Source organism: Streptomyces sp. NPDC043876, assembly GCF_056435825.1.
Genome location: NZ_JBWKDV010000001.1, coordinates 895,489 through 921,235, shown reverse-complemented (window position 1 = coordinate 921,235; position 25,747 = coordinate 895,489). Strand labels below are relative to the sequence as shown.

The 25,747-nt window shown below is 73.4% G+C and carries 25 protein-coding genes; 9 read left to right on the top strand and 16 right to left on the bottom strand.

Features of this window, described 5'->3' with window-relative positions; translation table 11 throughout:
- Positions 1–182: 182 nt before the first annotated feature.
- The 3 genes from AC0693_RS04490 to AC0693_RS04480 are packed head-to-tail and all read right to left on the bottom strand — an operon-like array spanning position 183 to position 3,198.
- Positions 183–971, bottom strand: coding sequence for an ABC transporter ATP-binding protein (locus AC0693_RS04490; RefSeq protein WP_356411839.1), 789 nt, complete (start codon positions 969–971; stop codon positions 183–185).
- Complete coding sequence (locus tag AC0693_RS04485) at positions 968–2,110, bottom strand: FecCD family ABC transporter permease (protein ID WP_478800933.1); 1,143 nt, start codon at positions 2,108–2,110, stop codon at positions 968–970. The genes AC0693_RS04490 and AC0693_RS04485 overlap by 4 nt, the downstream gene beginning before the upstream one ends.
- The gene (locus AC0693_RS04480; RefSeq protein WP_478800932.1) at positions 2,107–3,198 is read right to left on the bottom strand and encodes a FecCD family ABC transporter permease; all 1,092 of its coding nucleotides are present in this window, start codon (positions 3,196–3,198) and stop codon (positions 2,107–2,109) included. The genes AC0693_RS04485 and AC0693_RS04480 overlap by 4 nt, the downstream gene beginning before the upstream one ends.
- An 81-nt stretch (positions 3,199–3,279) precedes the next feature.
- Between AC0693_RS04480 and AC0693_RS04475 the strand changes: the two genes are divergently transcribed.
- Positions 3,280–3,972 (top strand): HAD family hydrolase, encoded by a 693-nt coding sequence (locus tag AC0693_RS04475; protein ID WP_469317992.1) that lies wholly within the window; start codon positions 3,280–3,282, stop codon positions 3,970–3,972.
- Between the two features lie 8 nt (positions 3,973–3,980).
- On the opposite strand, the gene AC0693_RS04470 is transcribed toward AC0693_RS04475, so the two are convergent.
- A complete protein-coding gene (locus AC0693_RS04470; RefSeq protein WP_468469087.1) occupies positions 3,981–4,298 on the bottom strand; it encodes a hypothetical protein in 318 nt (105 codons plus the stop codon).
- Between the two features lie 144 nt (positions 4,299–4,442).
- On the opposite strand from AC0693_RS04470, the gene AC0693_RS04465 reads away from it, so the two are divergent.
- On the top strand, positions 4,443–4,826 hold the full coding sequence (locus tag AC0693_RS04465) for a cold-shock protein (RefSeq protein ID WP_356411850.1): 384 nt from the start codon (positions 4,443–4,445) through the stop codon (positions 4,824–4,826).
- A gap of 102 nt (positions 4,827–4,928) precedes the next feature.
- On the opposite strand, the gene AC0693_RS04460 is transcribed toward AC0693_RS04465, so the two are convergent.
- The 4 genes from AC0693_RS04460 to AC0693_RS04445 all read right to left on the bottom strand — a co-directional run bounded on the left by AC0693_RS04460 (position 4,929) and on the right by AC0693_RS04445 (position 8,540).
- Positions 4,929–5,813: a 1,4-dihydroxy-6-naphthoate synthase gene (locus AC0693_RS04460; RefSeq protein WP_468469089.1), complete on the bottom strand. Its 885-nt coding sequence runs from the start codon at positions 5,811–5,813 to the stop codon at positions 4,929–4,931.
- Positions 5,803–6,564 (bottom strand): futalosine hydrolase, encoded by a 762-nt coding sequence (locus AC0693_RS04455; protein WP_478800931.1) that lies wholly within the window; start codon positions 6,562–6,564, stop codon positions 5,803–5,805. The genes AC0693_RS04460 and AC0693_RS04455 overlap by 11 nt, the downstream gene beginning before the upstream one ends.
- Positions 6,565–6,572: 8 nt before the next feature.
- Positions 6,573–7,088 carry a DUF2771 domain-containing protein gene (locus AC0693_RS04450; protein WP_356411857.1) on the bottom strand — a complete coding sequence of 172 codons (516 nt, stop codon included), beginning with the start codon at positions 7,086–7,088 and terminating at the stop codon, positions 6,573–6,575.
- A gap of 87 nt (positions 7,089–7,175) precedes the next feature.
- Complete coding sequence (locus AC0693_RS04445) at positions 7,176–8,540, bottom strand: MFS transporter (RefSeq protein WP_356411860.1); 1,365 nt, start codon at positions 8,538–8,540, stop codon at positions 7,176–7,178.
- A gap of 365 nt (positions 8,541–8,905) precedes the next feature.
- On the opposite strand from AC0693_RS04445, the gene AC0693_RS04440 reads away from it, so the two are divergent.
- On the top strand, positions 8,906–9,832 hold the full coding sequence (locus tag AC0693_RS04440; RefSeq protein WP_356411863.1) for a DUF3027 domain-containing protein: 927 nt from the start codon (positions 8,906–8,908) through the stop codon (positions 9,830–9,832).
- 281 nt (positions 9,833–10,113) lie between these two features.
- On the opposite strand, the gene AC0693_RS04435 is transcribed toward AC0693_RS04440, so the two are convergent.
- The 3 genes from AC0693_RS04435 to AC0693_RS04425 all read right to left on the bottom strand — a co-directional run bounded on the left by AC0693_RS04435 (position 10,114) and on the right by AC0693_RS04425 (position 13,600).
- Positions 10,114–11,649 carry an SPFH domain-containing protein gene (locus AC0693_RS04435; protein ID WP_478800930.1) on the bottom strand — a complete coding sequence of 512 codons (1,536 nt, stop codon included), beginning with the start codon at positions 11,647–11,649 and terminating at the stop codon, positions 10,114–10,116.
- Between the two features lie 127 nt (positions 11,650–11,776).
- On the bottom strand, positions 11,777–11,995 hold the full coding sequence (locus AC0693_RS04430; RefSeq protein WP_356411869.1) for a hypothetical protein: 219 nt from the start codon (positions 11,993–11,995) through the stop codon (positions 11,777–11,779).
- A 69-nt stretch (positions 11,996–12,064) separates the two neighbouring features.
- Positions 12,065–13,600, bottom strand: coding sequence for an MFS transporter (locus AC0693_RS04425; RefSeq protein WP_478800929.1), 1,536 nt, complete (start codon positions 13,598–13,600; stop codon positions 12,065–12,067).
- Positions 13,601–13,690: 90 nt separating this feature from the next.
- On the opposite strand from AC0693_RS04425, the gene AC0693_RS04420 reads away from it, so the two are divergent.
- Entirely contained in the window at positions 13,691–14,278 is a 588-nt protein-coding gene (locus tag AC0693_RS04420; protein ID WP_469317988.1) for a TetR/AcrR family transcriptional regulator, read from the top strand.
- Between the two features lie 598 nt (positions 14,279–14,876).
- Here AC0693_RS04420 and AC0693_RS04415 read toward each other — a convergent pair.
- Positions 14,877–15,932 carry a WD40 repeat domain-containing protein gene (locus AC0693_RS04415; RefSeq protein WP_478800928.1) on the bottom strand — a complete coding sequence of 352 codons (1,056 nt, stop codon included), beginning with the start codon at positions 15,930–15,932 and terminating at the stop codon, positions 14,877–14,879.
- Between the two features lie 83 nt (positions 15,933–16,015).
- Here AC0693_RS04415 and AC0693_RS04410 point away from each other — a divergent pair, with 83 nt between their 5' ends.
- The gene (locus AC0693_RS04410) at positions 16,016–16,708 is read left to right on the top strand and encodes a GDSL-type esterase/lipase family protein (protein ID WP_356411880.1); all 693 of its coding nucleotides are present in this window, start codon (positions 16,016–16,018) and stop codon (positions 16,706–16,708) included.
- 96 nt (positions 16,709–16,804) lie between these two features.
- Positions 16,805–17,794 carry an aldo/keto reductase gene (locus tag AC0693_RS04405; RefSeq protein WP_468469105.1) on the top strand — a complete coding sequence of 330 codons (990 nt, stop codon included), beginning with the start codon at positions 16,805–16,807 and terminating at the stop codon, positions 17,792–17,794.
- Between the two features lie 173 nt (positions 17,795–17,967).
- Here the strand turns inward: AC0693_RS04405 and thpR are convergent, their stop codons facing one another.
- The 3 genes from thpR to AC0693_RS04390 all read right to left on the bottom strand — a co-directional run bounded on the left by thpR (position 17,968) and on the right by AC0693_RS04390 (position 20,675).
- Complete coding sequence (thpR, locus tag AC0693_RS04400) at positions 17,968–18,513, bottom strand: RNA 2',3'-cyclic phosphodiesterase (protein ID WP_478800927.1); 546 nt, start codon at positions 18,511–18,513, stop codon at positions 17,968–17,970.
- A gap of 335 nt (positions 18,514–18,848) precedes the next feature.
- Positions 18,849–20,213, bottom strand: coding sequence for an MFS transporter (locus tag AC0693_RS04395; protein WP_478800926.1), 1,365 nt, complete (start codon positions 20,211–20,213; stop codon positions 18,849–18,851).
- 24 nt (positions 20,214–20,237) lie between these two features.
- Entirely contained in the window at positions 20,238–20,675 is a 438-nt protein-coding gene (locus AC0693_RS04390) for a MarR family winged helix-turn-helix transcriptional regulator (RefSeq protein ID WP_356416839.1), read from the bottom strand.
- A 120-nt stretch (positions 20,676–20,795) separates the two neighbouring features.
- On the opposite strand from AC0693_RS04390, the gene AC0693_RS04385 reads away from it, so the two are divergent.
- Positions 20,796–20,978 (top strand): ribbon-helix-helix protein, CopG family, encoded by a 183-nt coding sequence (locus tag AC0693_RS04385; protein ID WP_356416837.1) that lies wholly within the window; start codon positions 20,796–20,798, stop codon positions 20,976–20,978.
- 42 nt (positions 20,979–21,020) lie between these two features.
- Here the strand turns inward: AC0693_RS04385 and AC0693_RS04380 are convergent, their stop codons facing one another.
- Complete coding sequence (locus tag AC0693_RS04380) at positions 21,021–22,460, bottom strand: NCS2 family permease (RefSeq protein ID WP_356416835.1); 1,440 nt, start codon at positions 22,458–22,460, stop codon at positions 21,021–21,023.
- Between the two features lie 199 nt (positions 22,461–22,659).
- Between AC0693_RS04380 and AC0693_RS04375 the strand changes: the two genes are divergently transcribed.
- The gene (locus AC0693_RS04375; RefSeq protein WP_356416833.1) at positions 22,660–23,028 is read left to right on the top strand and encodes a DUF2530 domain-containing protein; all 369 of its coding nucleotides are present in this window, start codon (positions 22,660–22,662) and stop codon (positions 23,026–23,028) included.
- 103 nt (positions 23,029–23,131) lie between these two features.
- Complete coding sequence (locus tag AC0693_RS04370; RefSeq protein ID WP_478800925.1) at positions 23,132–25,606, top strand: cation-translocating P-type ATPase; 2,475 nt, start codon at positions 23,132–23,134, stop codon at positions 25,604–25,606.
- Positions 25,607–25,747 lie beyond the last annotated feature (141 nt).

The window sequence follows — 25,747 nt, the reverse complement described above, 5'->3', positions numbered from 1 at the left end:
CCGCGCCTCAAACGGCCGGCGAGGCTGGGAGGTTCTGCCTTGGCGGGTCACGTTCGGCTTGCCGGGTGCCGACAAGGACAGATCCAGCCTGCCCGGCGTTTGAGGGCCTGCCGGAGGCAACGCCACGGGCCCGCACCCCGGAAGCCCCCCGACTCCCCGCCCCGTCAGCGGCCCGGGTGCCCTCAGGGGGTCCAAGGGGAGGTCGGGACGATCAGGGGGGAGCCCGTTACCGGGTCGGGGATGACCAGGGAGGCGAGGCCGAAGACCTCGTGGACCAGGTCGGCCGTGACCACGGCGGAGGGCGGGCCCTGCGCCACCACGCGCCCGGCCTTCATCGCCACCAGATGATCCGCGTACCGCGCGGCCTGGTTCAGGTCGTGCAGGACGGCCACCACCGTCCGCCCCCGCTCGTGGTTGAGCCGCCGGACCAGGTCCAGCACCTCCACCTGGTGCGCGATGTCCAGGAACGTCGTCGGCTCGTCGAGCAGCAGCAGCTCCGTCTCCTGCGCCAGCGCCATCGCGATCCACACCCGCTGCCGCTGCCCGCCGGACAGCGCGTCCACGGGCCGGTCCGCCAGGTCGGAGACGGACGTGCGCTCCATCGCCGCCACCACGGCCCGCTCGTCCGCCTCGGACCACTGCTGCCACCAGTGCTGGTGCGGCTGGCGCCCGCGCGCCACCAGGTCCGCGACCGTGATCGCCTCCGGTGCCACCGGGGACTGCGGGAGCAGCCCGATGGTCTGCGCGATCCGCCGGGTCGGCAGGGATGCGAGCGCCTCGCCGTCCAGCAGGACGGCCCCGGAGCGCGGCTTCAGCAGCCGCCCCAGCGCCCGCAGGGTGGTGGACTTCCCGCAGGCGTTCGGGCCGACGATCACCGTCACCTTCCCGTCGGGGACGGACAGGTCGAGGTCCTCCACGACGACCCGGTCCTCGTAGGCGAGCGTCAGCCCGCTCGCCGCCAGACGGCTCACGTTTCTCCTCCAGTTCGGCCAGAACGGCCACTACCACCGGCGTGCCCGGCGCGCCCGGTACGCCCGCGCACGATCAGCCAGATCAAGTACGGCGCCCCCACGGCGGCGGTCAGCACGCCCACGGGAAGCTCGGTCGGCGACAGCAGCCGGCGCGCCAGCAGGTCGGCCAGGACCACGATCACGGCGCCGGTCAGCGCCGAGCACAGCAGCGGGATCTGCGCGGTCCGGGTCATCCGGCGCGCGATCTGCGGGGCCAGCAGGGCGACGAAGTCGACGGGCCCCGCCGCACCCGTGGCCACGGAGGCCAGGACCACGCCCAGCGCGACCAGCCCGAGCCGCACCGGGCCCAGCCGGACCCCGAGCGCGGTCGCGGTGTCGTCGTCGAGCGAGACCGTACGCTGCGCCCGCGCCGCCCACAGGACGGCCGGCAGCAGCGCCAGCAGCACCCAGGCGAGCGGTTCGGCGATGTCCGATCCGCGCCCGTTGAGTGAGCCGGTCATCCAGATCTGGGCCTGCTGGGCCACGAGGTAGTCGCCCTTGGTCATCAGCAGCGTCGTCACCGACCGCAGCGCGATGGCGAAGCCGATGCCGATGAGCACGAAGCGCCCCGCGTGCAGCCCGCCGCGCCAGGCGAAGACGTAGACCAGGAAGGCCGCGAGGAGCCCGCCGAGCACGGAGAGGTAGGGCAGGACGGCGTACGAGGTCACCCCGAAGGTCAGCGCCGCGACGGTGACCGCGCCCGCGCCCTGGCTGATGCCGATGATGTCGGGGCTGGCCAGCGGGTTGCGGGCGACGGTCTGGATCAGCGCCCCCGCGACCCCGAAGGCGAGGCCGACGAGCAGGCCCACCGCCAGCCGGGGCAGCCGCAGCGTCCCCACCACCAGGTCGTCCGGCGAGGGCCGCCCCAGCAGCACCTTGACGACCTCCCCGGGGGCGACGAAGGACTCGCCGACGCAGAGGTACGCCACGCACACCGCGGCCAGCAGCGCCGCGAGGCCGCACGCGACCGCGGTGGCCCGGCGGTGCAGCAGGAACGATCCGCGCCGGCCCCGGACGAGCGCGTACCCGGCGGGCCGGGCGGGCACGGAGGAGGCGGCGGGGGCCGCAGCCGGGCCCCGTACGCCGGTGGGGGCGCTCACGCGGCCACCGCCTTGCGGCGGACCAGGACGACCAGGAACGGCACCCCGATGAGGGCGGTCATCACCCCGGCCGGAACCTCGCCCGGCGGTACCACGACCCGCCCGGCCACGTCCGCGACCAGCAGCATCACCGGCCCGATCAGCGCGGCCATCGGCAGCATCCAGCGGTGGTCGCCGCCGACCGCGGCCCGCGCGAGGTGCGGCACGGCCAGCCCGATGAAGGCGATCGGCCCGGCCGCCGCGACCGCGGCACCGGTCAGCACCGTGGCCCCGAGCCCGCCGACGACGCGGACGGCGCCGACGTTCTGCCCGAGCCCCTTGGCGACGTCCTCACCGAGCGCGAGCGCGTCCAGACCGCGCGCCACCGTCACCACCAGCACCGCCCCGACCAGCAGGAACGGCCAGATCTGGGAGACCACCCGCAGGTCGCGCCCGGCGACCGAGCCGACCTGCCAGAACCGGAACTCGTCCAGGGTGGACGCCTTGGTGGTGAGGACCGCCATGGTGACGGAGGCGAGCAGCGCGTTGATCGCGGCGCCGCCGAGGGCGAGTTTCACGGGGGTCGCGCCGCCGCGCCCGCTCGCCGCGATGGCGTACACGGCGACGGAGGCGACCGCCGCCCCGGCGAAGGCGAACCACACGTAACCGGTGAGCGTGTGCACCCCGGCGAAGGCGATCGCGCAGACGACCGCGACCCCGGCTCCCTGGCTGATGCCGAGGATGCCGGGGTCGGCGATGGGGTTGCGGGTGATGCCCTGGAGGGCGGTCCCGGCGAGCGCGAGGCCCACCCCGACCATCAGGGCGACCAGGGTGCGCGGGACCCGCAGGCTGCGCACCACCTCCGCGTCGGGGGTGTGCGCGCCGCGGAACAGCGCGTCGAACACCTCCGCCGGGGGTATGGAGCGGGCGCCGACGGCCAGGCTCAGGACGACCGCGCACAGCAGCGCGGCGAGCCCGGCCGCCGTCCACCCGAGGCGGCGGGCCGTCAGGGCGCGCCGCGGGAGGGGTGCGCTGCGGGCGGCCGGTGGGCCGTGGTCGCGGTCGCCGGGGGCGCCGCGGTCGGGGGTACTGGGAGCGGGGGCTGACATCTCACCCAATTTCATGATCCGGTAAGGCGAGCCTAAGTCTACGTTCCCGGGCGTTGCCGCGGCCTCGGCACAATGGAGGGCATGACCTCTCCCGCCACGGCCCCCGCCGGACCCCCCGCCGCGCCCGCGTTCACGGTCGGCTTCGACCTCGACATGACCCTCATCGACTCCCGCCCCGGCATCAGGGCGACGTACGAGGCGCTGTCCGCCGAGACGGGCACCTGGATCGACGCCGCGGAGGCGGTCACCCGGCTCGGGCCGCCGCTCGACGACGAGCTGGCGAACTGGTTCCCCGAGGAGCGGATCGCGGAGATGGCCGACCGCTACCGGGAGATCTACCCCGCCCACGCCATCGCGCCGACCCCGGCGATGCGCGGGGCGCGCGAGGCGGTCGAGGCGGTGCGGGCGCTCGGCGGCCGGGCGATCGTCGTCACGGCGAAGCACGAGCCCAACGCCCGCCTGCACCTGGCGCACCTGGGCATCGAGCCCGACGCGGTGATCGGCTGGCTGTGGGCGGAGGCGAAGGCGGTCGCGCTGCGCGAGTACGGGGCGCAGGTCTACGTCGGCGACCACGTGGGCGATGTCCGCGGGGCCCGCACGGCGGGCGCGCTGTCCGTGGCGGTGCCGACCGGCCCGTGCCCCGAGCCGGAACTGCGCGCGGCGGGCGCGGACGTGATCCTGGCGGATCTGACCGCGCTGCCGGCCTGGCTGGCGGAGTACGTCGCCACGCGCCCGGTGGTGGCGGAGGCGGCCGAGCTGGTTCAGGAGGTCTGAACCGACCCCTACGCGGAGCCCCGCGCGGCGGAGGCGGCCGACGCGGCGGCCTGCGAGCGGCGGGCCGCGCGGCGCTGGGCGGCGGCAGAGCGGAGCACCCCGGCGGCGGAGATCGCGAAGCCGACGCCCATGAGCATGCACACGGCCCACGCCCACGAGGGGAACGGCCGGGTGTGCAGGAACAGCGGGGCCATCGTCGCGAGGGTCGCCACGGCACCGAGGATGAACACGATGCCGCCGGCCCTGACCAATGCGTCACCGGGCCGCGCCTCGTCGGGCTGCGCTTCGCCGGGCCGCGCATTTTCGGAACGGGGAGTGGGAGTCACCTCACCAGGGTAGTTCCCTGGCCGAAGGGCCACTGCAGGAAGGACCGGGGGACGCCTTGTCAGGGTGATCTCGGCCATTAGCCTTGAGGGTGACAGGTCACAGATGATCTGCCACACCGACGAGCGCAAGGACAGAGGACGGACGTGCCTACCGGCAAGGTCAAATGGTTCAACAGTGAGAAGGGCTTCGGCTTTCTCTCCCGCGACGACGGCGGCGACGTCTTCGTCCACTCGTCGGTACTGCCGGACGGGCTCGACGCGCTCAAGCCCGGCCAGCGCGTGGAATTCGGCGTGGTCGCGGGCCAGCGGGGCGACCAGGCCCTGTCCGTGACGGTCCTGGACCCGACGCCGTCGGTCGCGGCCGCGCAGCGCCGCAAGCCCGATGAACTCGCGTCGATCGTCCAGGACCTGACGACCCTGCTGGAGAACGTCACGCAGCAGCTGGAGCGCGGCCGCTACCCCGAGAAGGCGCAGGGCGCGAAGATCGCCGGCATGCTGCGCGCGGTGGCCGACCAGCTCGACGTCTGACCTTCCGGCCCGGGTCCCGGCCGGTCCCGGACGCCGTGAACGGCCGTGCCCCGGCCCCGCTCTTCGCGGGGGACCGGGGCACGGCCGTTCCGGCGTCGCATCTCAGGGGAAGTCGAGGGCGCCCGGCGCGATCGCCGGGACCAGGCCCTCCGCCGCCGCCCGCGTCAGCAGGCCGCGGACCGCCGCGTAGCCGTCCTCGCCGAGGTCCGCGGTGAACTCGTTGACGTACAGCCCGATGTGCTGGTCGGCGACCGCCGGATCCAGCTCCTGCGCGTGCGCGCGGACGTACGGGCGGGACGCCTCGGGGTCGTCCCACGCCATCCGCACCGACGTACGCGCCGCCTCGGCCAGCCCCCGCAGCGTCTCGGCGCCCAGCGAACGCCGGGCGATGATCGCGCCGAGCGGGATCGGCAGCCCGGTCGTGGACTCCCAGTGCTCGCCCATGTCGGCCAGGCAGTGCAGCCCGTGGTCCCGGTAGGTGAACCGCGCCTCGTGGATCACCAGTCCGGCGTCCACCCGGCCCGCGCGCACCGCGGGCATGATCTCGTGGAACGGCATCACCACGACCTCGCCGACCGCGCCGGGCAGCACGTCCGCCGCCCACAGCCGGAAGAGCAGGTAGGCCGTCGAGCGCTCGCTCGGCACGGCCACCGTCTTCCCCGTCAGGTCGACGCCCGGCTCGCGGGTCAGGACCAGCGGCCCGCAGCCCCGGCCCAGCGCCCCGCCGCAGGGCAGCAGCGCGTAGTCCTCCAGCACCCAGGGCAGCACCGCGTACGACACCTTCAGCACGTCGAGCCCGGCGAGGCCGGCCGCCTCGGCGGGAGCGTCCGGACCGCGCTCGGCGATGCCGTTGGTGACGTCGATGTCGGCGAAGGTCACGTCCAGCGCGGGCGCGCCCGGCACCCGGCCGTGCGCCCACGCGTCGAAGACGAAGGTGTCGTTGGGACAGGGCGAGTAGGCGATCTTCAGCGGTTCGTCACTGCGCATGCGGACGTTCTCCCCAGTTCGCGAGTACGGGCCCCAGCGCGCGGAAGCCGTCGGTGAGCGCACCGAGCGCCTCCCCGATCCGCCAGGCGGCGCGGTCGCGCGGGCCCACGGCGTTGGACACGGCGCGGATCTCCAGGACCGGCAGCCCGTGCGCGGCGGCCGCCTCGGCGACCCCGAAGCCCTCCATGGCCTCGGCCCCCGCGAGCGGGTGCCGGGCGGCGAGGCGCGCCGCGCCCTCGGCGGTGCCGGTGACCGTGGACACGGTGAGCACGGGGGCGAGCAGGGCGCCCGTGGCCTCGGCGGCGCGGGCGGCCAGCGCGGCGGGCGGCAGGTGCACGGTGTGGCCGAAGCCCAGTTCCCGGACGTCCAGGAAACCCTCGGCGGTCTCGGCCCCGAGATCGGCCGCGACGACGGCGTCCGCGACGACGAGCGAGCCGACCGGAGCGGCCGGCTGGAACCCGCCGCCGATCCCGGCGCTGACGACGAGGGCGTACGGACGGGGGCCGCTCGCGCCGGGCCCGCCCGCGAGGGAGACCGCGAGCGCGGTGGCCGTGGCCGCCGCGGCGGCGGCCGGGCCGACCCCGCCGACGAGCACGTCGAGGGCGAGGCCCGGCAGGTCCCGGCGGGTGATGAGGTACCCGCCGGGGAGCGTGCGCGGCTCGGGCGGACCGGAGAGGTCCGGATGAGGGGTGAGACCGGCGACGACGGAGTCGGCCTCCGCCGCCACCGCGGTCACGATGAGCGCGCGCACGGCGAGGACTACTTCTTGAGCTTGAGGTTGAAGGTCCAGACGGAGGTGGGCTTGCCGTTCTCGCTCAGCTCGATGATGTGGATCGGCTGGGCGTCCACGGGGGCGGCGGGCGCGCCCTGGCCACCGGTGGAGAAGGGGTTCAGGCCGGGGAAGCTCTGGTAGGTGTTGGAGGTGAGGTCGCCGAGGCGCTGCGTGCCGACGGCGGCCAGCCACTTCTTGCCGCCCTCCACGACCTCGGGCTCGACGCCCAGACGCAGGGTGTCGCCGGCGGTGTAGTCGATGGACTGGGCGTTCTTCGCGCCCTTGGAGTCTTCGAGGCACTCCTGGACGCGCGCGTCCGACAGCTCCTTCTCCGAGTCCTTGAGCTTGCAGGTGGCCTGCGCGGACACCGACGAGCTGCCGACCGTCACGGTCGCCAGCGGCGTCGGCTTGTCGCAGGCGGAGAGGACGAGGAGGCCGGCGGAAACGGCTCCGAGGGCCGCGACACTGCGGCGGGCCCTACCCGAGGAAAGCGGTGCGGTCATGAGCCGAAGGCTATCGGGCCCCCGGGCCGCGCCGCCGCATGGGGTCCCGGTGCGGCGCCACCGCCTGCGGCGGACTCGCTCCGGCGCCTACGCCACCCGGGTCCGCTGCGGCCCGCGCCGGGTGTGCCCGGGCGAGGACAGCAGGCCGCGCACCGCCATCACCGCGCCCAGCGCCACGATGACCGCGGCCACCCCCATGCCCAGCACCCCGTGCAGCGGGAGCGCGATGCCGATCGCCCCGCCCAGCACCCACGCCACCTGGAGCAGCGTCTCCGACCGGGCGAAGGCCGACGTGCGCACCGCCTCCGGGACGTCCCGCTGGATCATCGCGTCCAGCGACAGCTTCGCCAGCGCCTGGCAGAACCCGGCCGCTCCGGCCAGTACCGCCATGAACAGGCCGCTGAACAGCACGGCCGCCAGGACCGCCACCCCGAGCGTCACGCACAGCACCACCGCGATGATCGTCTCCGGCGCACGGGCCCGCAGCCAGGCACCCACCGCCGTCCCGCACGCGTTGCCGACGCCCGCCGAGACGCCCACGATGCCCAGCGAGACGGCCGCGCTCTGCCCGGCCAGCGGGTGCTCCCGCAGCAGGAACGCCAGGAAGAAGATCAGGAACCCGGACAGCCCGCGCATCGCCGCGTTCGCCAGCAGCCCGCAGAGGACCGGCCGGCTGACCGTCCGCAGCCCCGGACGCTTCGAGTGCGCCTCGTGGGTGGAGAGCCGGGCCCGGCGCTCGCCCTTCGCGTCGTCCACCTTGTGCGGCATGGAGAGCGCGGCGAAGGTACCGGCGACGAAGACCGCGCACGCCCCGTACAAAGGCCACGGCGGGCCGATCGCGTGCAGGCCCGCCCCCACCGGCGCCGCGGCCCCGGTGGCCAGCAGACCGGCCAGCGTGACCCGGGAGTTGGCCTTCACGAGCGAGAAGTCGGGCGGGAGCAGCCGCGGCACGACCGCGCTGCGCACCACCCCGTACGCCTTGGACGCGACCAGCACGCCGAGCGCCGCCGGATACAGCTCCAGCCCGCCCGTGGCCACCGCGCCCGACATCATCACGGCGAGCACCGCCCGGGTGAACATCGCCGCCGCCATCGCGGCCCGGCGGCCGTGCGGCAACCGGTCCAACAGCGGGCCGATGACGGGGGCCAGCAGGGTGAAGGGCGCCATGGTGATGGCGAGGTAGAGCGCGACCCGGCCGCGGGCCTCGTCGGTGGGGACGGAGAAGAAGACGGTCGAGGCGAGCGCCACTGTGATCATCACGTCACCGGCGCCGTTGATCGCGTGCAGCTCGATCAGCTTGCCGAGGCCCGATTCGCCCGCCCCGTGGGCGTGCGTGGCCCGCCGGATTCCGCGCGCCGTCCCCGTGATCGGCAGGTGCAGGGCACGGCCGACCGCCCGGCCGGTCCTGCGGACCGGTCCCGGGCCGCCTTCGGACGACCGTACGGGTGCCATCTCGCCATAGTGCCCCACACGGCCCGCGGGAACCCCTCCCGGCGCGCTTCCCGTCCCTTCCCCGTGTCCCCGGGGCCGGGGCCGCGGGGAGCCGGGCGTCCGCGAATCGGACGTGCATGTGGGCCCAGGCCCCAAGAAGAGGTAGCGTGCGTAGCGCGCCACCGGCGGTTGCTCTTGGCCGCGCGCCTGTTCGCTATCCCGCAGAATGGATTGCAAAAGGTGCGCCCGAGGCCGATCGGGTGCGGACGTCGACGCGGCCCTCTGGTCCGCTCCGCCCGCGCCACGTACGGACAGCACCGACGGGTCGTTGTGGACGACAGTACGGACGGCGCACACGTGAGACGGCGTAGGAGAGAACGAGACCAGTGAGTGCTGCGACGACGCGAAGCCGTACCCCGCGTACCCCTGACCGCCTGTGCGTCGAGGCGGTAGAACTCGCGCGGGCGGCGGCCGAAGAGGCCGCCTACCCCGGGGTGGTGGGAGAGCACGTATCCGCGGTGGCGGAGGGCGACCGGGTCGTCACCCACTACTTCGAGGCCAAGGAACCGGGGTACCGGGGCTGGCGCTGGGCCGTCACGGTGACCCGCGCCTCCCGCGCGAAGAACGTCACCCTCGACGAAACGGTGCTGCTCCCCGGCTCCGACGCGCTCCTCGCGCCCGAGTGGGTGCCGTGGAGCGAGCGGCTGCGACCGGGTGACATGGGGCCGGGCGACCTGCTGCCCACCGACGCCGAGGACCTGCGGCTGGAGCCCGGCTGGTCCGGCGAGGACGCGCCGCCGCCGAACTCCGTGGTTTCCGCCGAGATGGCCGAACTGGTCGAGGCGGAGGACGCGGACGTCACCGACCGCGCGGTGGTGCCGGTCGTGCCGGTGCGCGGGTCCATCACCTCGGTGGCCGAGGAACTCGGCATGCGGCGGGCGCGCGTGCTGTCCCGCTACGGCCTGCACACCGCGGCCGACCGCTGGGACGAGTCCTTCGGGGCGAAGACGCCGATGGCGCAGGCGGCGCCCGCGTCGTGCGTGTCCTGCGGCTTCCTGGTCGCGATCGGCGGCTCGCTGGGGCAGGCCTTCGGGGTCTGCGCGAACGAGTTCAGCCCGGCCGACGGGCGGCTCGTGTCCCTGTCCTACGGGTGCGGGGGGCACTCCGAGGCGGCGGTGATGCCGGTGCCGATGCGGCCTGCGCCGCCGGTGCTGGACTCCATGGCCTCGGACGAGTTCACCCTGCGCCCGACGCCCGACACCGGCTCGGTCCCCACCACGGACCCCACCCCGCCGGACCTGGGCCACTCCTGACCCACCGGTCCGCTCCCTCCGGGGGCGCCTCAAACGCCGGCGAGGCTGGAATTCCAGCCCCGCCGGCGCTTGAGGGCCGGCCGGAGCCAGCGAGGCTGTATTTCCAGCCCGCCCGGCGTTTGAGGGCCTGCCGGAGGCGACGAGGCTGGAATTCCAGCCTGCCCGGCGTTTGAGGGCCGGCCGGAGCCAGCGGGGCTGTATTTCCAGCCTGCCCGGCGTTTGAGGGCCCGCCGGAGGCGCTTCAGCCCCGCCGGCGCTTGAGGCGGCGCACCCCGGTCGGGCTACGGGAGGGGGTCCTCCGTGATCGGGATCGGGTGGCTCCCGTTCGGCGAAGCCACCGGCACCGGCACCGGCACCGGCGAAGCCACCGGCACCGCCGCCCCCGCATCGGCCTGGTTCATCGACGACAGCAGCTGCCGCGCGAGCCCCAGCCCCGTACCGCCCATCGTGAGCGCCTTCGCGAACATCTCCGACATCCCCTCGGCCCCGTTCAGCAGCACCATGTGCTCGACGTTGCCGAAGGCGCTCGCGCCCGCCTGCACGATCTGCGGCCAGTTCTCGGCGAGCTGCTGGGCGACCACGGCCTCCTGGTTCTCCGCCAGCGCCGCCGCCCGGGCCTTGATGGACTCGGCCTCGGCGAGACCCTTGGCCTTCGCCGCGTCGGCCTCCGCCAGCCCCCTGGCCCGCGCCCACTCGGCGTCCGCGAGGCCCTTGGCCTGCGTCGCCGCGGCTTCGGCCTCACCGGTGGCCCGGGTGGCCTTCGCCGCCGCGAGACCGCGGGCCTCGGTGGCCTCGGCCTCGGCGGCCGCGGCCGTCTTCACCCGGGTGGCCTCGGCGGCCGCCGCGAGTTCGGTCTCCCTGGCCTTGGCCTGGGCGGCCGAGATCCGGGAGTCGCGGTCGGCCTCGGCGAGCGTGCGCTGCTCGTAGGCCTTGGCGTCCGCGGGCTTGCGCACGTCCGCCTGGAGCTGCTGCTCGATGCGGTCGGCCTCCAGCTCGGCGACCCGGGTCTCCTGGACGACGACCTCCTGGCGGGCGGCGGCGTCCGCGAGCGGACCGGCTTGGCGGGCCGAAGCCGCGGCCTTGTCCCGCTCGGCCTGGTAGCCCGCCTGGAGGATCTCGCTGTCCCGGGTGGCCTCCGACATGCGGGCGAAGGCGGCCTGTTCGGCCTCGGTGGCCCGCAGGTTCGCATCGGCCTGGGCGATCCGCGCGTCCCGCTGGACGGCGGCCGCGTGCGGCATCGCGAGGTTCTTGATGTAGCCGGTCGGGTCCTCGATCTCGTGGATCTGGAGCGAGTCGACGATGAGGCCGAGCTTCTCCATCTCGCTGCCGCAGGCCGCCCGGGTCTGCCCGGTCAGCTTCTCGCGGTCGCGGATCATGTCCTCGACCGTCAGCCCGCCCACGATGGAGCGCAGGTGACCGGCGAACACGATGTGCACGCGTTCCGGGATCATCTTCTGCTGGTCGAGGAAGCGGCGCGCCGCGTTCGCGATGGAGACCATGTCGTCCCCGACCTTGAAGATGACCACGCCCTTGACCTTGAGCGGGATGCCCTGGTGGGTCACGCAGTCCACCAGCAGCTGGGTCTCGTTCAGGTCCAGCGACAGCTTGCGCACCGCCTGGACGCCGGGCATGACGAGCGTGCCGCGGCCGGTGACGATCCGGAACCCCATGCCGTCGCCGAGGCCCTCGGTCTTGTGGGTGGAACCGGAGATGACAAGTGCTTCGTTCGGTTCGGCCACCCGCCACATGAGCTTGAAGAGGCCGATCAGAAGAAGTAGTGAGGCGAGGACTGCTCCCGCCACGACGCCGATAGCCATCGGCAACGCCCCCTTAGTGCAGTGCCGTTGCGGCACCGGTGAGGGCGAGTCTGCGCCCGCGCGGGGGTGGCGTGAAGACGCCGGAGGAGCCTTGTCGCAATCTTGATACGTGCCGGCGGCGCGGGGGTCAGCCGGCGTAGGCGGCGGTCACGTACACCGTGCGCGGCGGCAGGTGTTCGACCACCGTGACGACGGTTCCGACGGGGAGGGTTTCCCGTCCGTCCAGGGCCGGGTGGGCGAGGAAGTGCTCGGCCCCACCGCGGATCCGGATGATGACCTCGCCCACGAGGCCGGGCCCCACCGTGCCGGTGACCCGCCCGGTCATCCCCGCCATGTCCTGGTCCATGGGGGCAGGTTACGCGGGAAGGGCCCGGGGAGACCCCGGGCCCGTTCCATCCGTCCGCTGCCGCGCTCGTCAGTTGGCGAGCGCGACCGTGGTCCGGTCCGGTCCGGGGTCCGCCGTCGGGGCGGCGCCGGTGCGCCGGACCCGGGTCGCGGCGATGACGGCGGCGACGAGCAGCAGGGCGATGGCGCCGTAGGAGGCGGCGTGCATGCCGTGGACGAAGGCCTCGCGGGCGGCGGCCAGTACGCCCTCCCCGGCCCGGCCGCCGATCTGCCGGGCGGCCGCGGCGGCGCCGCCGAGGGTCTCCCGTACGGCGGGCTGCGCGTCGGCCAGGTCGCTGCGGTAGACGGCGGTGCCGAGGCTGCCCAGCAGGGCCATGCCGAGCGCCCCGCCGAACTCGCTGCCGGTCTCCAGCACCGATGCGGCCGAACCGGCCTTCTCGGCGGGGGCCGAGGACAGGGCCATGTCGGAGACGAGCGACATCACGGCGACGATCCCGCCGGCCAGGACGGCCGCGCCGGCCAGCAGCAGCCAGAGCGAGTCGGTGCCGGTGAGGGCGAGGAGGGTGAACCCGGCGGCGCCGGTGGCGAACCCGCCGGCGATGACGACGGGGCGGCCGTACTTCTGGCCGAGCGCGGTGGAGGCGGGGGCGGCGGCGCCGACGGCGAGCGAGGGGGCCAGGGACCACAGCGCGGCCTCCAGGGTGCCCATGCCGAGGACGGACTGGAGGTACTGGGTGGTGAAGTAGGCCGAGCCCATCATGACGAAGGCGGCGATGGTGTTGAAGGCGACCCCGGCGGCGAAGCCGCGGCCCCGGAAGAGGTCCCGGCCGATCATGGCGTCGTCCCGGGTGAGCTGGCGGCGTACGAAGACGGCGCCGAAGACCAGGCCCGCGGCGAGGCAGCCGAGGGGGACCGGCGCGAAGCCCTCGGCGGCGATCTCCTTGAGGCCGTAGACGACGGGGAGCACGGCGGCCATCGAGAGCGGGACGCCGAGCAGGTCGAAGCGGCCGGGGGCCGGGTCCTTGAACTCCGGTACGAGCACGGGGACCAGCACCAGCAGGAGCAGCATCGCGGGCACGTTGACGAGGAAGACCGACCCCCACCAGAAGTGGTCCAGGATCAGCCCGCTCATGACCGAGCCGAGGGCGATGCCGCCGGCCATGGCGCCGGACCAGATGCCGATGGCCTGCCCGCGCTGCTTGTCGTCCTGGAAGAGGTTGCGTACGAGCCCCAGCGTGGACGGCATCAGGGTCGCGCCGCCGACGCCGAGCAGGACGCGGGCGGCGATGAGCATCTCGGCGCTGGTGGCGTAGGCGGCGCCGACGGAGGCGAGACCGAAGGCGGCCGCGCCGATCAGCAGCAGCTTGCGGCGGCCGATGCGGTCGCCGAGCGAGCCCATGGTGATGAGGAGTCCGGCGAGGGCGAAGGCGTAGCTGTCGAAGATCCACAGCTGCTGCGTCGCGGTGGGGTCCAGCTCCCGGGTGATGGAGGGGATGGCGAAGTAGAGGACGGAGACGTCCATCGAGACCAGGAGCAGGGGGAGCAGGAGGACGGTGAAGGCGGTCCATTCCCGGCGGCCTGCGCGTCGTGCTGCGGAGTTCGTCATGAGCAGCAATGTACAACCGTCATAAACGCTTGTCTAGTACTGGCGTATGGCACAGCCGTATATGACGCTTGTCTTGCTAAGGTGGGCGGCATGGGACATCGTGAAGATCTGCTCGAAGGCGCCAAGAAGTGCCTGGTCGAGAAGGGTTTCGGGCGCACGACGGCGCGGGACATCGTCAACGCGTCCGGCGCCAACCTGGCCTCCATCGGCTACCACTACGGCTCCAAGGACGCCCTCCTCGCCCAGGCGTTCATCGCGCTCGCGGAGGAATGGGGCGATGCCTTCAGCCCGGACGTGACGGGGGAGGGCGGCTCGCTGGAACGCTTCCGCTCGGTGTGGGAGGGGATCCTCTCCCAGCAGCAGCGGTCCGCGCCCATGTGGGCGGCCAGCATGGAGGTCGCGCTCAACCGGGACCAGATGCCGGAACTGGGGGACATGCTGGCCGCCTCGGAGAGCGAGGGGCGGCGCGGGCTGATCTCCCTGTTCACGGGCATCCCGGAGGAGGACCTGAGCGCGGACGACCTCCGCACGCTGGGGGCGGTGTACCAGGCGCTGCTGACGGGGGTGATGCTGCAGTGGAAGTTCGATCCGGCGACCGCCGCGACGGCGGCGGACCTGACGGAAGGCATGCGGCGCCTGGCCGCCTCCGCCTCCGCGCCGCCGCCCCGGACCCCCTGACGGGGCCGCCCCCCGCCGCCTCAATCGCCGGCGGGGCTCAAGGTCCCCCGGCCGGGGGCGGATCGCCCGGGCACGCCCCCCCGCCCCAGCGCCCGCGCCTCAATCGCCGGCGGGGCTCAAGTTTTCCGCGCCGGGGGCGAACCGGCTGGGCCCCGGCCCTTGGCCCCGCACCGCGCCTCAATCGCCGGCGGGGCTGGGTATGGCCGGCGGTGGCCCGGTGGTGGCCGGAGCCAGGGGGATCGATCGGCGGGGACCGGTCCCTGGCCCAGCGCCCGCGCCTCGAACGCCGGCGGGGCTGGGTATGGCCGGCGGTGGGCCAGTGGTGGTCTTACTCGCCGGGGCTCGGGGCATTTTCAGCCTCGCCGGCGTTTGAGGCGCGGCACCGGGTCGGGGCTGCGGCCGGCCGATCCGTCCCGCTGGCCCAGGGCGCATCCAGCCCCGCCGGCGTTTGAGGCGCGGTGCTGGTCCGGGGGCCGTGCCCCGGTCAGCTCATTCCCTGGCTCGGGGGCACATCCAGCCTCGCCGGCGATTGAGGCGCGGCACTGGGCGGGGGCCGCGCCCCGGCCGATTTGCCCCCGGGTCGGGGGCACCGCCCCCCTCAGTCCCGCCGCCCCCGGCGGGTCAGGCGGCGGGTGGTCACGGCGAGCGCGGCAGCGCCGAGCAGGACCGCCGCGCCCACCGTGACGTTGCTGCCGTCGGTCCCGCCCGGCGCCGCCGAGGGCCCCGCGCCACCGGCCGGAGCCGACGGCCCGCCGCCCGGCCCGGGCGACGACGCACCCGGCCCCGGCCCCGGCACCGGCACCGCCACCACCCGGCTGCTCGCCCCCTCCGAGCCGAACATCAGCGTCCTGCCGTCCGGCGCGTACGTCACCGACTCCGCCTGCCCCTGCCACGGCGCGTCCACCCGTACGCCCTCCCCCTGCGGCTTGCCGTCCTTCCAGGGGAAGGTCCGCGCGAAGAAGTACCCCCGCAGCGTGAGGCTCGCCCCGTCCGGCGAGAAGGCCCCGTCCGTCACCCACGGCACGTCCGCCACCCGCCGGAACTCGTTGCTCCCCGACGCCGACAGCTGCTGCGGCCCCTCGTACAGCCCGCCCTTGTCCTCGCTCTTGCTCGCGATGTACACCCGCCCGGTCACCGGATGCACCATCAGGGCCTCGGCGTTGCGCGGCCCGTCCGCGTAACGCACCGTGAACTGAACCGGCTTGACCGTTACGTCGCCCAACTGGGCCGGCTCCGGAAAGCGGTAGATCCACACGTGGTCCCAGGTGCCGCCCAGGTTGTCGCCGATGTCCCCGACGTACAGCTGCCCGTCCGGGCCGAGCGAGATCGCCTCGACGTCGCGCGGGGCGCCGACGCCCGCCATCGTGACGCGGGCGACCGTACGGCCGGTGGCGGAGTCGACGGCGTACACGTACGGCCCGTCGTCACTGTCGTTGTGCGTCCAGTAGACCCCCGGGTGGATCTTGCTGGCCGCCAGCCCGCTGGACTCCTTGATCCGCGGATCCGCGATCGTGAAGGACGAGGCCCCCGGCCCGGGCGCGGGCGAACCGGCTGCTGCCGCGGCGGTCCCCGGCAGCAGCGACAGGATCCCGACAGCGGTGACGGCAACGGCAGCGACGGCGAAGGCGGAGGCGGCAGGCAGGGGCGGGCGCATCCCCCCAGCCTGCCAGGCCGCCCCGGCCGGCGCGTGTCCGGCATCACGTGGGCAGCGCGACGGTGATCCGCGATGATGACCGGATGCGTTTCATGTTCGTCGGCGATTCCATGACCATCGGACGCGCCGGCGACTTCACCTGGCGCTACCGGATGTGGCAGCACCTCAGCACCCGCTGCGGCGGCCCCCACGAGATCGTCGGCCCGCGCAGCGGGCTCTACGACGCCTCGGCCGACGCGCCGGCCAGCCACGCCTACGCCGACCCCGGCTTCCCCGCCGCCGCCCGCCGCCACCTGGCCGGCTGGGGCGAGGGCTGGCAGCACATGGTCCCGCTCATCGGCGACGCCGCCCGCGCGCACCGGCCGGACGTGCTCCTGGTCTCCCTCGGCCTGATCGACCTCGGCTTCTACACGAACGCCGAGCAGACCGCCGCGAACGTCCGCCGCTTCGTCGCCGAGGCCCGCGCCGCCCGCCCCCGGATACGCATGGTGCTGCTCCCCGTCATCCCCAACGTCCGCGCCGACGTCGACGTTCCCTTCGCCGCCGAGGTGAGCCGCTTCAACGAGCTGCTCGCCAAGGCCGTCGCCGACCTGTCCACCGACGCCTCGCCGCTGCTGCTGGCCGCCCGGCCGCAGGGCTACGAACTGGCCCGCGACACCTACGACGGCACCCACCCCAGCGTTTCCGGCGAGCACCGCCTCGCGGGCGAGTTCGCGGCCGTCCTGCACCAGGCCTGGGGCATCGGCGCCCCGTACGCGCCGCTCCCGGGCCCGTGATTCCGTAGGTCCGTAGCTCCGTACGGGGGTGCCGTAACACGCCCTTCACCGGGGGGTCTTGCTTCGAGCGCGCTCCAAGCAGTTGGCTAGTGCCCCATGAAGTACACGCAGCTCGGACGCACCGGCCTCAAGGTCAGCCGACTTGTCCTCGGCACGATGAACTTCGGCCCCCAGACCGGGGAGCCGGAAAGTCACGCGATCATGGATTCCGCGCTCGACGCGGGCATCAACTACTTCGACACCGCCAACGTCTACGGCTGGGGCGAGAACAAGGGCCGCACCGAAGAGATTATCGGCACCTGGTTCGCGCAGGGCGGCGGCCGCCGCGAGAAGACCGTTCTCGCCACCAAGGTCTACGGCAGCATGGCTGCCGAGGGCGACCCGTGGCCCAACTACGACCGGCTCTCGGCGCTCAACATCCGGCGGGCCGTCGACGCCAGCCTGAAGCGCCTGAACACCGACCACATCGACGTCTACCAGTTCCACCACGTCGACCGGAACACCCCCTTCGAGGAGATCTGGCAGGCCGTCGAGGTCCTGATCCAGCAGGGCAAGATCCTCTACGCGGGCTCGTCCAACTTCCCCGGCTGGAAGATCGCCCAGGCCAACGAGGCGGCCGCGCGGCGCGGGCGGCTCGGCCTGGTCAGCGAGCAGTGCCTCTACAACCTGGCCGAACGGCGCGCCGAGATGGAGGTCATCCCGGCCGCCGAGGCGTACGGGCTCGGGGTCATCCCGTGGTCGCCGCTGCACGGCGGGCTGCTCGGCGGCGCCATCCGCAAGTCCGCGGAGTCCGGCCGCACCGCGACCGGCCGCTCGGCGGAGGCCCTGTCCAACAGCTCGGTGCGGGCGCAGGTCCAGGCGTACGAGGACCTGCTCGGCAAGCACGGCCTGGAACCGGGCGAGGTGGCCCTCGCGTGGCTGCTGACCCGGCCCGGGATCACCGGTCCGATCGTGGGGCCGCGTACGCCGGAGCAGCTCGCCTCCGCGCTGCGCGCGGTCGAGCTGGAGCTGTCGCGGGAGGTGCTGGACGGGCTCGACGAGATCTTCCCGGGGCCGGGCGCCTCGCCGGAGGCCTTCGCCTGGTAGCGCGGGCCTTCGCCGGGTAGTGTCCGGGCGCCTTGCCGGCGCCCGGGCCCACGCCCGCGCCTACTGTCCGACGGCGGCGGCCACCGCCACGACGACGAACATCAGCACGAGCACACCGGCCATCACACGGTTACGGGTCTTGGGATCCACCTGTTGAGACTAACGCGTCGGGGTCAGCCGCCGAGCGGCCAGGCCCCGACGACGTCGTAGCGGGACCCGTCGGCCGCCCGGACCGGGCTGCTGCGCACCAGGCTCAGCTCCTCGACCGGCCACGGCGTGCCCTCGAAGCCCGCGAGGGCCTCGGTGTACGGGCGCAGGTCGCCCTCCCCGCTCCCGCGGGCCAGGGTCAGGTGCGGGGTGTAGCGGTGGTGCTGCTCCATCGGTACGCCGGCCCGCCGGGCGGCGGCGTCGGCGCCCTCGGCGAGCATCCGCAGCGCGTCGAGGCCGCCGGCCGCGCCGGCCCAGAGGGCGCGGCCGCCGAAGTGGCCCGAGCCGTGGATGCGGAGCGTGAAGGGTGCGCTTTGGGCGGCGGCCCGGGCGAGGCGGGCGTGCAGGTCGGGGAGGAGGTCTTCCCCGACCTCCCCCATGAAGGCGAGGGTGTAGTGCCAGCCGGCCTCGGCGGTCCACCGCAGCTCGGGCGCCGCGGGCAGCGCCCGGACCGCCGCGCGCAGCTCCGCGACAGCCCCGGCGGGCGGCAGCACGGCGGCGAAGAGTCTCATCCCCCGACCCTAACGGCCCCGGGGGCGGGGCGGCCCGAACGGCCTCGATCCCCGGCGGCGCCTCAAACGCCGGCGGGGCTGGGGTGTGCTCGGCGTGGGTGCGCCCAGGGCAAGCGCCGGCCGGGGAAATCCAGCCTGGCCGGCGTTTGAGGGCCCGCCGGAGGCCGGACCGGGCCGTAGCCCGGACACCCATCGGTACGCGCACGAGGTTCCGCCGGGTGTGGCCTCCGGCGGCGCCTCAAACGCCGGCGGGGCTGGGGTGCGCCCGCAGCGGGGCTGGGAGGTTCCGGGGCCGGGCCGTGCCCGGCGGGAGGCCCCCGGGGCACCGCCCCGCGTCAGGCCGCCGTCACCAGGTGGCGGGACGGTTCGCGGGGGACCAGGGAGAGGCCGCGGTGGCGGTCCACGCGGAGCCGGAGGTTGCCGACCCGGGACAGGATCACGCCGATCGTCAGCGCGGCCAGCAGCGCCACCGCGCCGCCCGCGGCCATGCCGACCCGCGCCCCGTAGGTGTCGGTCACCCAGCCGACCACCGGCGCGCCCACCGGCGTACCCCCGGTGAAGACCATCATGAACAGCGCCATGACCCGCCCCCGCATCTCGGGGTCGGTGGCCATCTGGATGCTGGAGTTGGCGGTGACGTTCACCGTCAGCCCGAAGATCCCGATCGGCACCAGGAGCAGGGCGAACAGCCAGAAGCCGGGCGCGAAGGCGGTCACGATCTCCAGGATCGAGAACAGCACGGCCGCCCCGACCAGCACCCGCAGCCGGGACTGCGCCCGCCGGGCCGCGAGCAGGGCGCCCGCGAGCGAGCCGGCCGCGATCAGGGTGTTGAACAGGCCGTAGGTGCCCGCGTCGCCGTGGAAGACGTCGCTGGTGAAGGCCGACAGCCAGATCGGGAAGTTGAAGCCGAAGGTCCCGATGAAGCCGACCAGCACGATCGGCCAGATCAGCTCGGGCCGGCCCGCGACGTAGCGCAGCCCCTCCCGCAGCTGTCCCTTGGCCCGCGGCTGGGTTTCCGTACGGTGCAGCTCGTGGGCCCGCATCAGCAGCAGGCCGGCGATGGGCGCCGCGAACGACAGCCCGTTCAGCAGGAAGGCCCAGCCGGAGCCGACGGCGGTGATCAGCACGCCCGCCACCGCCGGGCCGACCAGCCGCGCGGACTGGAAGTTGGCGGAGTTCAGGCTGACGGCGTTGCTGAGCTGGTCGGGGCCGACCATCTCGGACACGAAGGACTGCCGCGCCGGGTTGTCGACGACGGTGACGAGGCCGAGCAGGAAGGCGGCCAGGTAGACGTGCCATACCTGGACGTGTCCGGCGAGGGTGAGGCCGGCGAGCGCGAGCCCGGTGAGGCCCATGGCGCTCTGGGTCGCGATCAGCAGCGGCCGCTTGGGCAGCCGGTCGGCGAGGACGCCTCCGTAGAGGCCGAACATCAGCATCGGCAGGAACTGCAGGGCGATGGTGATGCCGACGGCGGAGGCGGAGCCGGTCAGGGAGAGGACCAGCCAGTCCTGGGCGATGCGCTGCATCCAGGTGCCGGTGTTCGAGACGACCTGTCCGGTCGCGAAGAGCCGGTAGTTGCGGATCTTCAGCGAGCTGAACATCGAGTTCTTGTTCGTGCGCGCCGCGCGCGGCGCGGCGGGTGTGGCGGTAGGAGCGGATGTGTGGCCGGGTGCGGAGTCTGCTCCGTTTCCCGTACTCAAGGGTGCGCCTCCAGGCGTGTGCGGTTACAAGTGCGCGAGCTTCTCCAGGACGGGCGCGGCCTCGCGGAGCTTGGCCCACTCGTCCTCGGTCAGCTCGGCCGCGAGCCCGGCCAGGAAGGCGTTGCGCTTGCGGCGGCTCTCTTCGAGCATCGCCTCGGCTTCCTCGGTCTGGCTGACCACCTTCTGGCGGCGGTCGTCGGGGTGCGGCTCCAGCCGGACCAGTCCCTTGGCCTCCAGCAGCGCGACGATGCGGGTCATCGACGGCGGCTGTACGTGCTCGCGCCGGGCCAGCTCACCGGGCGTGGCCTGGCCGCAGCGGGCCAGGGTGCCGAGGACCGACATCTCGGTCGGGCTGAGCGACTCGTCGACGCGCTGGTGCTTGAGGCGTCGGCCGAGCCGCATCACGGCGGACCGGAGGTCGTTCACGGCGGCGGCGTCGACGCCATGGGAAAGGTCTTGCATGTTCATTAGAGTAACTCATTACTCTACCTAAAGAACACCGGCTTCTTTTCGTCACTCGTACGGGTGAGTCGCTTCCGGAAAGCGACCCGCGTCCGCGCCCGGTGCCCCGACCCTGTGGGCATGGGGACACACGTGCTCAGCCTGCGGATAGACGGAGAGCTGCTGGACCGCCTCCGGGACCACGCCTCCAAACGGGGAATGAGCGTCCAGGACTATGTGGTCCGGACGCTCATTCGCGACGACTTCGACGAGCGCTTCAAGGTGGCGGTCGACGAGACGGAGAGGTTCTACGGCCTCACGTGAGGCGGAGGCGGCACGAGCCCGGGGGCCGCATGGGCCCGGGGGCTACGTTAGGCCCAGGGCGGGCATCGCGTAGTAGAAGACGAACACCGCTGACACGACGTACATCGCCACCGGGACCTCGCGGCCCCGGCCGGTCGCCAGCCGCAGCACGCAGAAGCTCACGAAGCCGATGCCGATGCCGTTGGTGATCGAGTAGGTGAAGGGCATCATCGTCATCGCCAGGAAGGCGGGGACGGCGATCGTGAAGTCGCTCCAGTCGATGTCCTTGACCGAGCCCGCCAGGATCAGGAAGCCGACCGCGAGCAGCGCGGGGGTCGCGGCCTGGGACGGGACCATCGTGGCGAGCGGCGTGAGGAACAGCGCCACCGTGAAGAGGCCGCCGGTCACCACGTTCGCCAGGCCCGTACGGGCACCCTCGCCGACGCCCGCGGTGGACTCCACGAAGCAGGTGGTAGCGGAGGAGGAGGTCGCTCCGCCGGACGCGACGGCGAGGCCGTCGATCAGCAGGACCCGGTTGATGCCGGGGAAGTTGCCGTCCGCGTCCATGAGCTCGGCCTCGTCGCCGACGCCGAGGATCGTGCCCATCGCGTCGAAGAAGCAGGACAGCAGCACGGTGAAGACGAAGAGGACGCCGGTCAGCACCCCGACCTTGTCGAAGCCGCCGAACAGGCTGACCTCGCCGACGAGCCCGAAGTCCGGGGCGGAGACCGGGTTGCCCGGCAGCTCGGGGACCGTCAGGCCCCAGGCCGCGTCCGGCAGCTCGGTGACCAGCTGGACGATCACCGCGACGACCGTCATGGCGACGATCGAGATCAGGATCGCGCCGGGCGTCTTGCGGATGATCAGGGCGAGGGTGAGCAGGACGCCGACGACGAAGATGAGCACCGGCCAGCCGTGCAGGTGCCCGTTGCTGCCCAGCTGGAGCGGGACCGTGGTGTGCGCGAGGTCGGGCATCCGGGTGATGAAGCCCGAGTCGACCAGGCCGATCAGCATGATGAAGAGGCCGATGCCGATCGCGATGCCCTTGCGCAGGCCCAGCGGCACGGCGTTCATGACCCGCTCGCGCAGGCCCGTGGCGACCAGCAGCATCACGACGAAGCCCGCCAGGACCACCATGCCCATGGCATCGGGCCAGCTCATGCGCGGGGCGAGCTGGAGGGCGACGACGGTGTTGACGCCGAGGCCGGCCGCCAGTGCGATCGGCACGTTGCCGATGACGCCCATCAGCAGGGTGGAGAAGGCCGCGGTCAGCACGGTGGCGGTGACCAGCTGGCCGCCGTCGAGCTGGTGGCCGTACATGTCCTTCGCGCTGCCGAGGATGATCGGGTTCAGCACGATGATGTACGCCATCGCGAAGAAGGTGGCGAAGCCGCCCCGGACCTCGCGGGCCACGGTGGAACCGCGCTCCGAGATCTTGAAGTAGCGGTCGACGCCGTTGGTGGGCGTCGGAGTGGGGGCCGCGGCGGGTGCCGAGGTGCTCATGCGGTCCTCAAACTGGTTCGTTTTGGTGGGTTCGTACGAACGAATCCCGTCACAGGCAAACTGTTTCAGTATGAACAGATGAGAACTGTGGCGTCCATCTCCGCGCGTAGAGCCAAGGGGCGCCCGGGCCGACGCGTCCGGCCGGAGGTGGGCGGGCGCCCGCCTCGGACCCCGGGGGAGCGCCCAATAGACTGGTGACATGGCCAAATGGACCGCACAGCACGAGGCGCCCGAGCCCTTGGAGGGCCCGATCGTCGCGACCGTCACCGGTGGCACGATCCTCTGGTTCGCGCTCTTCCTCGTCCAGCTGCCCTTCTACGGCTGGTTCGCGGACCGCGACCTGCTGTGGTGGGTGTGGTGCTGCGCGGCGGGCGGCGTCCTCGGCCTGATCGGGATCTGGTACGTCCGCGGACGCGACGCGGCCCTCAAGCGGCACGCGGCGGAGCAGGCGGCCGAGCAGGCGGCGCAGCAGGCGGCCGGAGCCCCGCTTCCGGGGCCGGAGCCCCGCCCGGCCGAACAGGCGCCGACCGGCGCGGTCGAGCCCCCGGGGAACCGGGCGGCCGGGTAGCGGCCGTACCCGGGCTACTCAGGGACGATTCGGGTCATCCCGAAGTCGGATCTTCGCACCGCTCGGCGGGTGAACCGTTCGAACGCCCTCTACCGTCGAAAGCATGACGCAGCGGGCGAGGATCGATTCCGACGGGCCGGAGCCGGGCGGTACCCCGGCCGGCGGCACCACCGCCGCCATCGACGCGGGGGCGGAGCTGGATCCCGTACACCCCGTGGCACCCCCCGCGCCCCGCTTCCGGACCGGCGGCCTGAGCACCGCAGAGGTCGCCGAACGGGTCGCCCGCGGCGAGGTCAACGACGTCCCGGTGCGCTCCTCGCGCTCCACCCCGGACATCGTCCGGGCCAACGTCTTCACCCGGTTCAACGCGATCATCGGCGTGCTCTGGGTGATCATGCTGTTCGTCGCGCCGATCCAGGACAGCCTCTTCGGCTTCGTGATCATCGCGAACACCGGCATCGGCATCATCCAGGAACTGCGCGCCAAGAAGACCCTCGACGGCCTCGCCGTCATCGGCGAGGCCAAGCCCAGCGTCCGCCGCGACGGCACCACCGCCGAGATCTCCACCGGCGAGATCGTCCTCGGCGACGTCATCGAGCTGGGCCCCGGCGACAAGGTCGTCGTCGACGGCGTCACCGGCGAGGCCGACGGCCTGGAGATCGACGAGTCGCTGCTCACCGGCGAGGCCGACCCGGTCCTGAAGAAGCCCGGCGACCCCGTCATGTCCGGCTCGTTCGTCGTCGCGGGCGGCGGCGCCTTCACCGCCACCAAGGTGGGCCGCGAGGCCTACGCCGCCCAGCTGGCCGAAGAGGCCTCGCGCTTCACGCTCGTCCACTCCGAGCTGCGCACCGGCATCTCCACCATCCTCAAGTACGTCACCTGGATGATGGTCCCGACCTCCATCGGCCTGATCATCAGCCAGCTGGTCGTCAAGGACTCCAACCTCAAGGACTCCATCGCCCGCACCGTCGGCGGGATCGTCCCGATGATCCCCGAGGGCCTGGTCCTGCTCACCTCCGTCGCCTTCGCCATCGGCGTCATCCGGCTCGGCCGCAAACAGTGCCTCGTACAGGAACTGCCCGCCATCGAGGGCCTCGCCCGCGTCGACGTCGTCTGCCTCGACAAGACCGGCACCCTCACCGAGGGCGGCATGGACGTCACCGAGCTGCGCCCGCTCGGCGGCGCGGACACGGCGTACGTACAGAAGGTCCTCGGCGCCCTCGGCGAGTCCGATCCGCGCCCCAACGCCAGCCTCCAGGCCGTCATCGACGCCTACCCGGACAGCGAGGAGTGGCGCTGCACCGAATCGCTGCCCTTCTCCTCCGCCCGCAAGTACAGCGGAGCCAGCTTCAGCGAGGGCGACGGCGAGAACTCCACCTGGCTGCTCGGCGCCCCCGACGTCCTGCTGCCCGTCGGGGACCCCGCCCTCGACGAGATCGACGCGCTGAACGAACAGGGGCTGCGCGTCCTGCTGCTCGCCCGCTCGGCCCGCGAACTGGACGACGAGCAGGTCACGACCGCCGTCCGGCCGACCGCGCTGGTCGTACTGGAACAGCGGCTGAGGCCCGACGCCGGCGACACCCTGCGCTACTTCGGCGAGCAGAACGTCCACACGAAGGTCATCTCCGGCGACAACGCGGTCTCGGTCGGCGCGGTCGCGGCCAAACTGGGCCTGCCGGGCGCGGAGAACACCGTCGACGCCCGCGACCTGCCGACCGACCGGGACGCGCTGGCCAAGGTCCTCGACGAGAACACGGTCTTCGGCCGGGTCACCCCGCAGCAGAAGCGGGACATGGTCGCCGCCCTCCAGTCGCGGGGCCACACCGTGGCCATGACGGGCGACGGGGTCAACGACGTCCTCGCCCTCAAGGACGCCGACATCGGCGTCTCGATGGGCTCCGGGTCCGAGGCGACCCGCGCGGTCGCCCAGATCGTCCTGCTCAACAACAGCTTCGCGACGCTGCCGTCGGTGGTCGCCGAGGGCCGCCGGGTGATCGGCAACATCACCCGCGTCGCGACCCTGTTCCTGACCAAGACCGTCTACTCGGTGCTGCTGGCCGTGCTGGTGGTGTGCAGCCAGGTCGAGTACCCGTTCCTGCCGCGGCACCTGACCCTGCTGTCCACCCTCACCATCGGCATCCCGGCCTTCTTCCTGGCCCTGGCCCCGAACCGGGAGCGTGCGCGGCCGCACTTCGTGCGGCGCGTCATGCGGTACGCCGTGCCCGGTGGGGTGATCGCGGCCGTCGCCACCTTCGTGACGTACCTGATCGCCCGGGCGCACTACGACGGGCCGGACGCGCTGAAGGCGGAGACCAGCGCGGCGACGCTGGCGCTGTTCCTGACCTCGATGTGGGTCCTGGCGATCATCGCCCGGCCGTACACGTGGTGGCGGATCGCGCTGGTCGGCGCGATGGGGGCCGCCTTCCTGATCGTCCTGGTCGTGCCGTGGCTCCAGGACTTCTTCCAGCTGAAGCTGGAGGGGGCGGTGATGCCGTGGACTGCCGTCGGCGTGGCGGTGGCGGCATCGGCCCTGATCGAATACGTCTTCCGCCAGGTGGACCACCGCTTCCCGGCCTGACGGGCCCCCTACCGGCCCGGTGGAGCCTCCGGCGGGCCCTCAAACGCCGGGCGGGCTGGATTTGCCCGCCGGGGTCCGGCACCTGGCTGGCGTTCGAGGTCTAGCCCCGGCGCGGCCAACTCCAGCCCCGCCGGCGTTTGA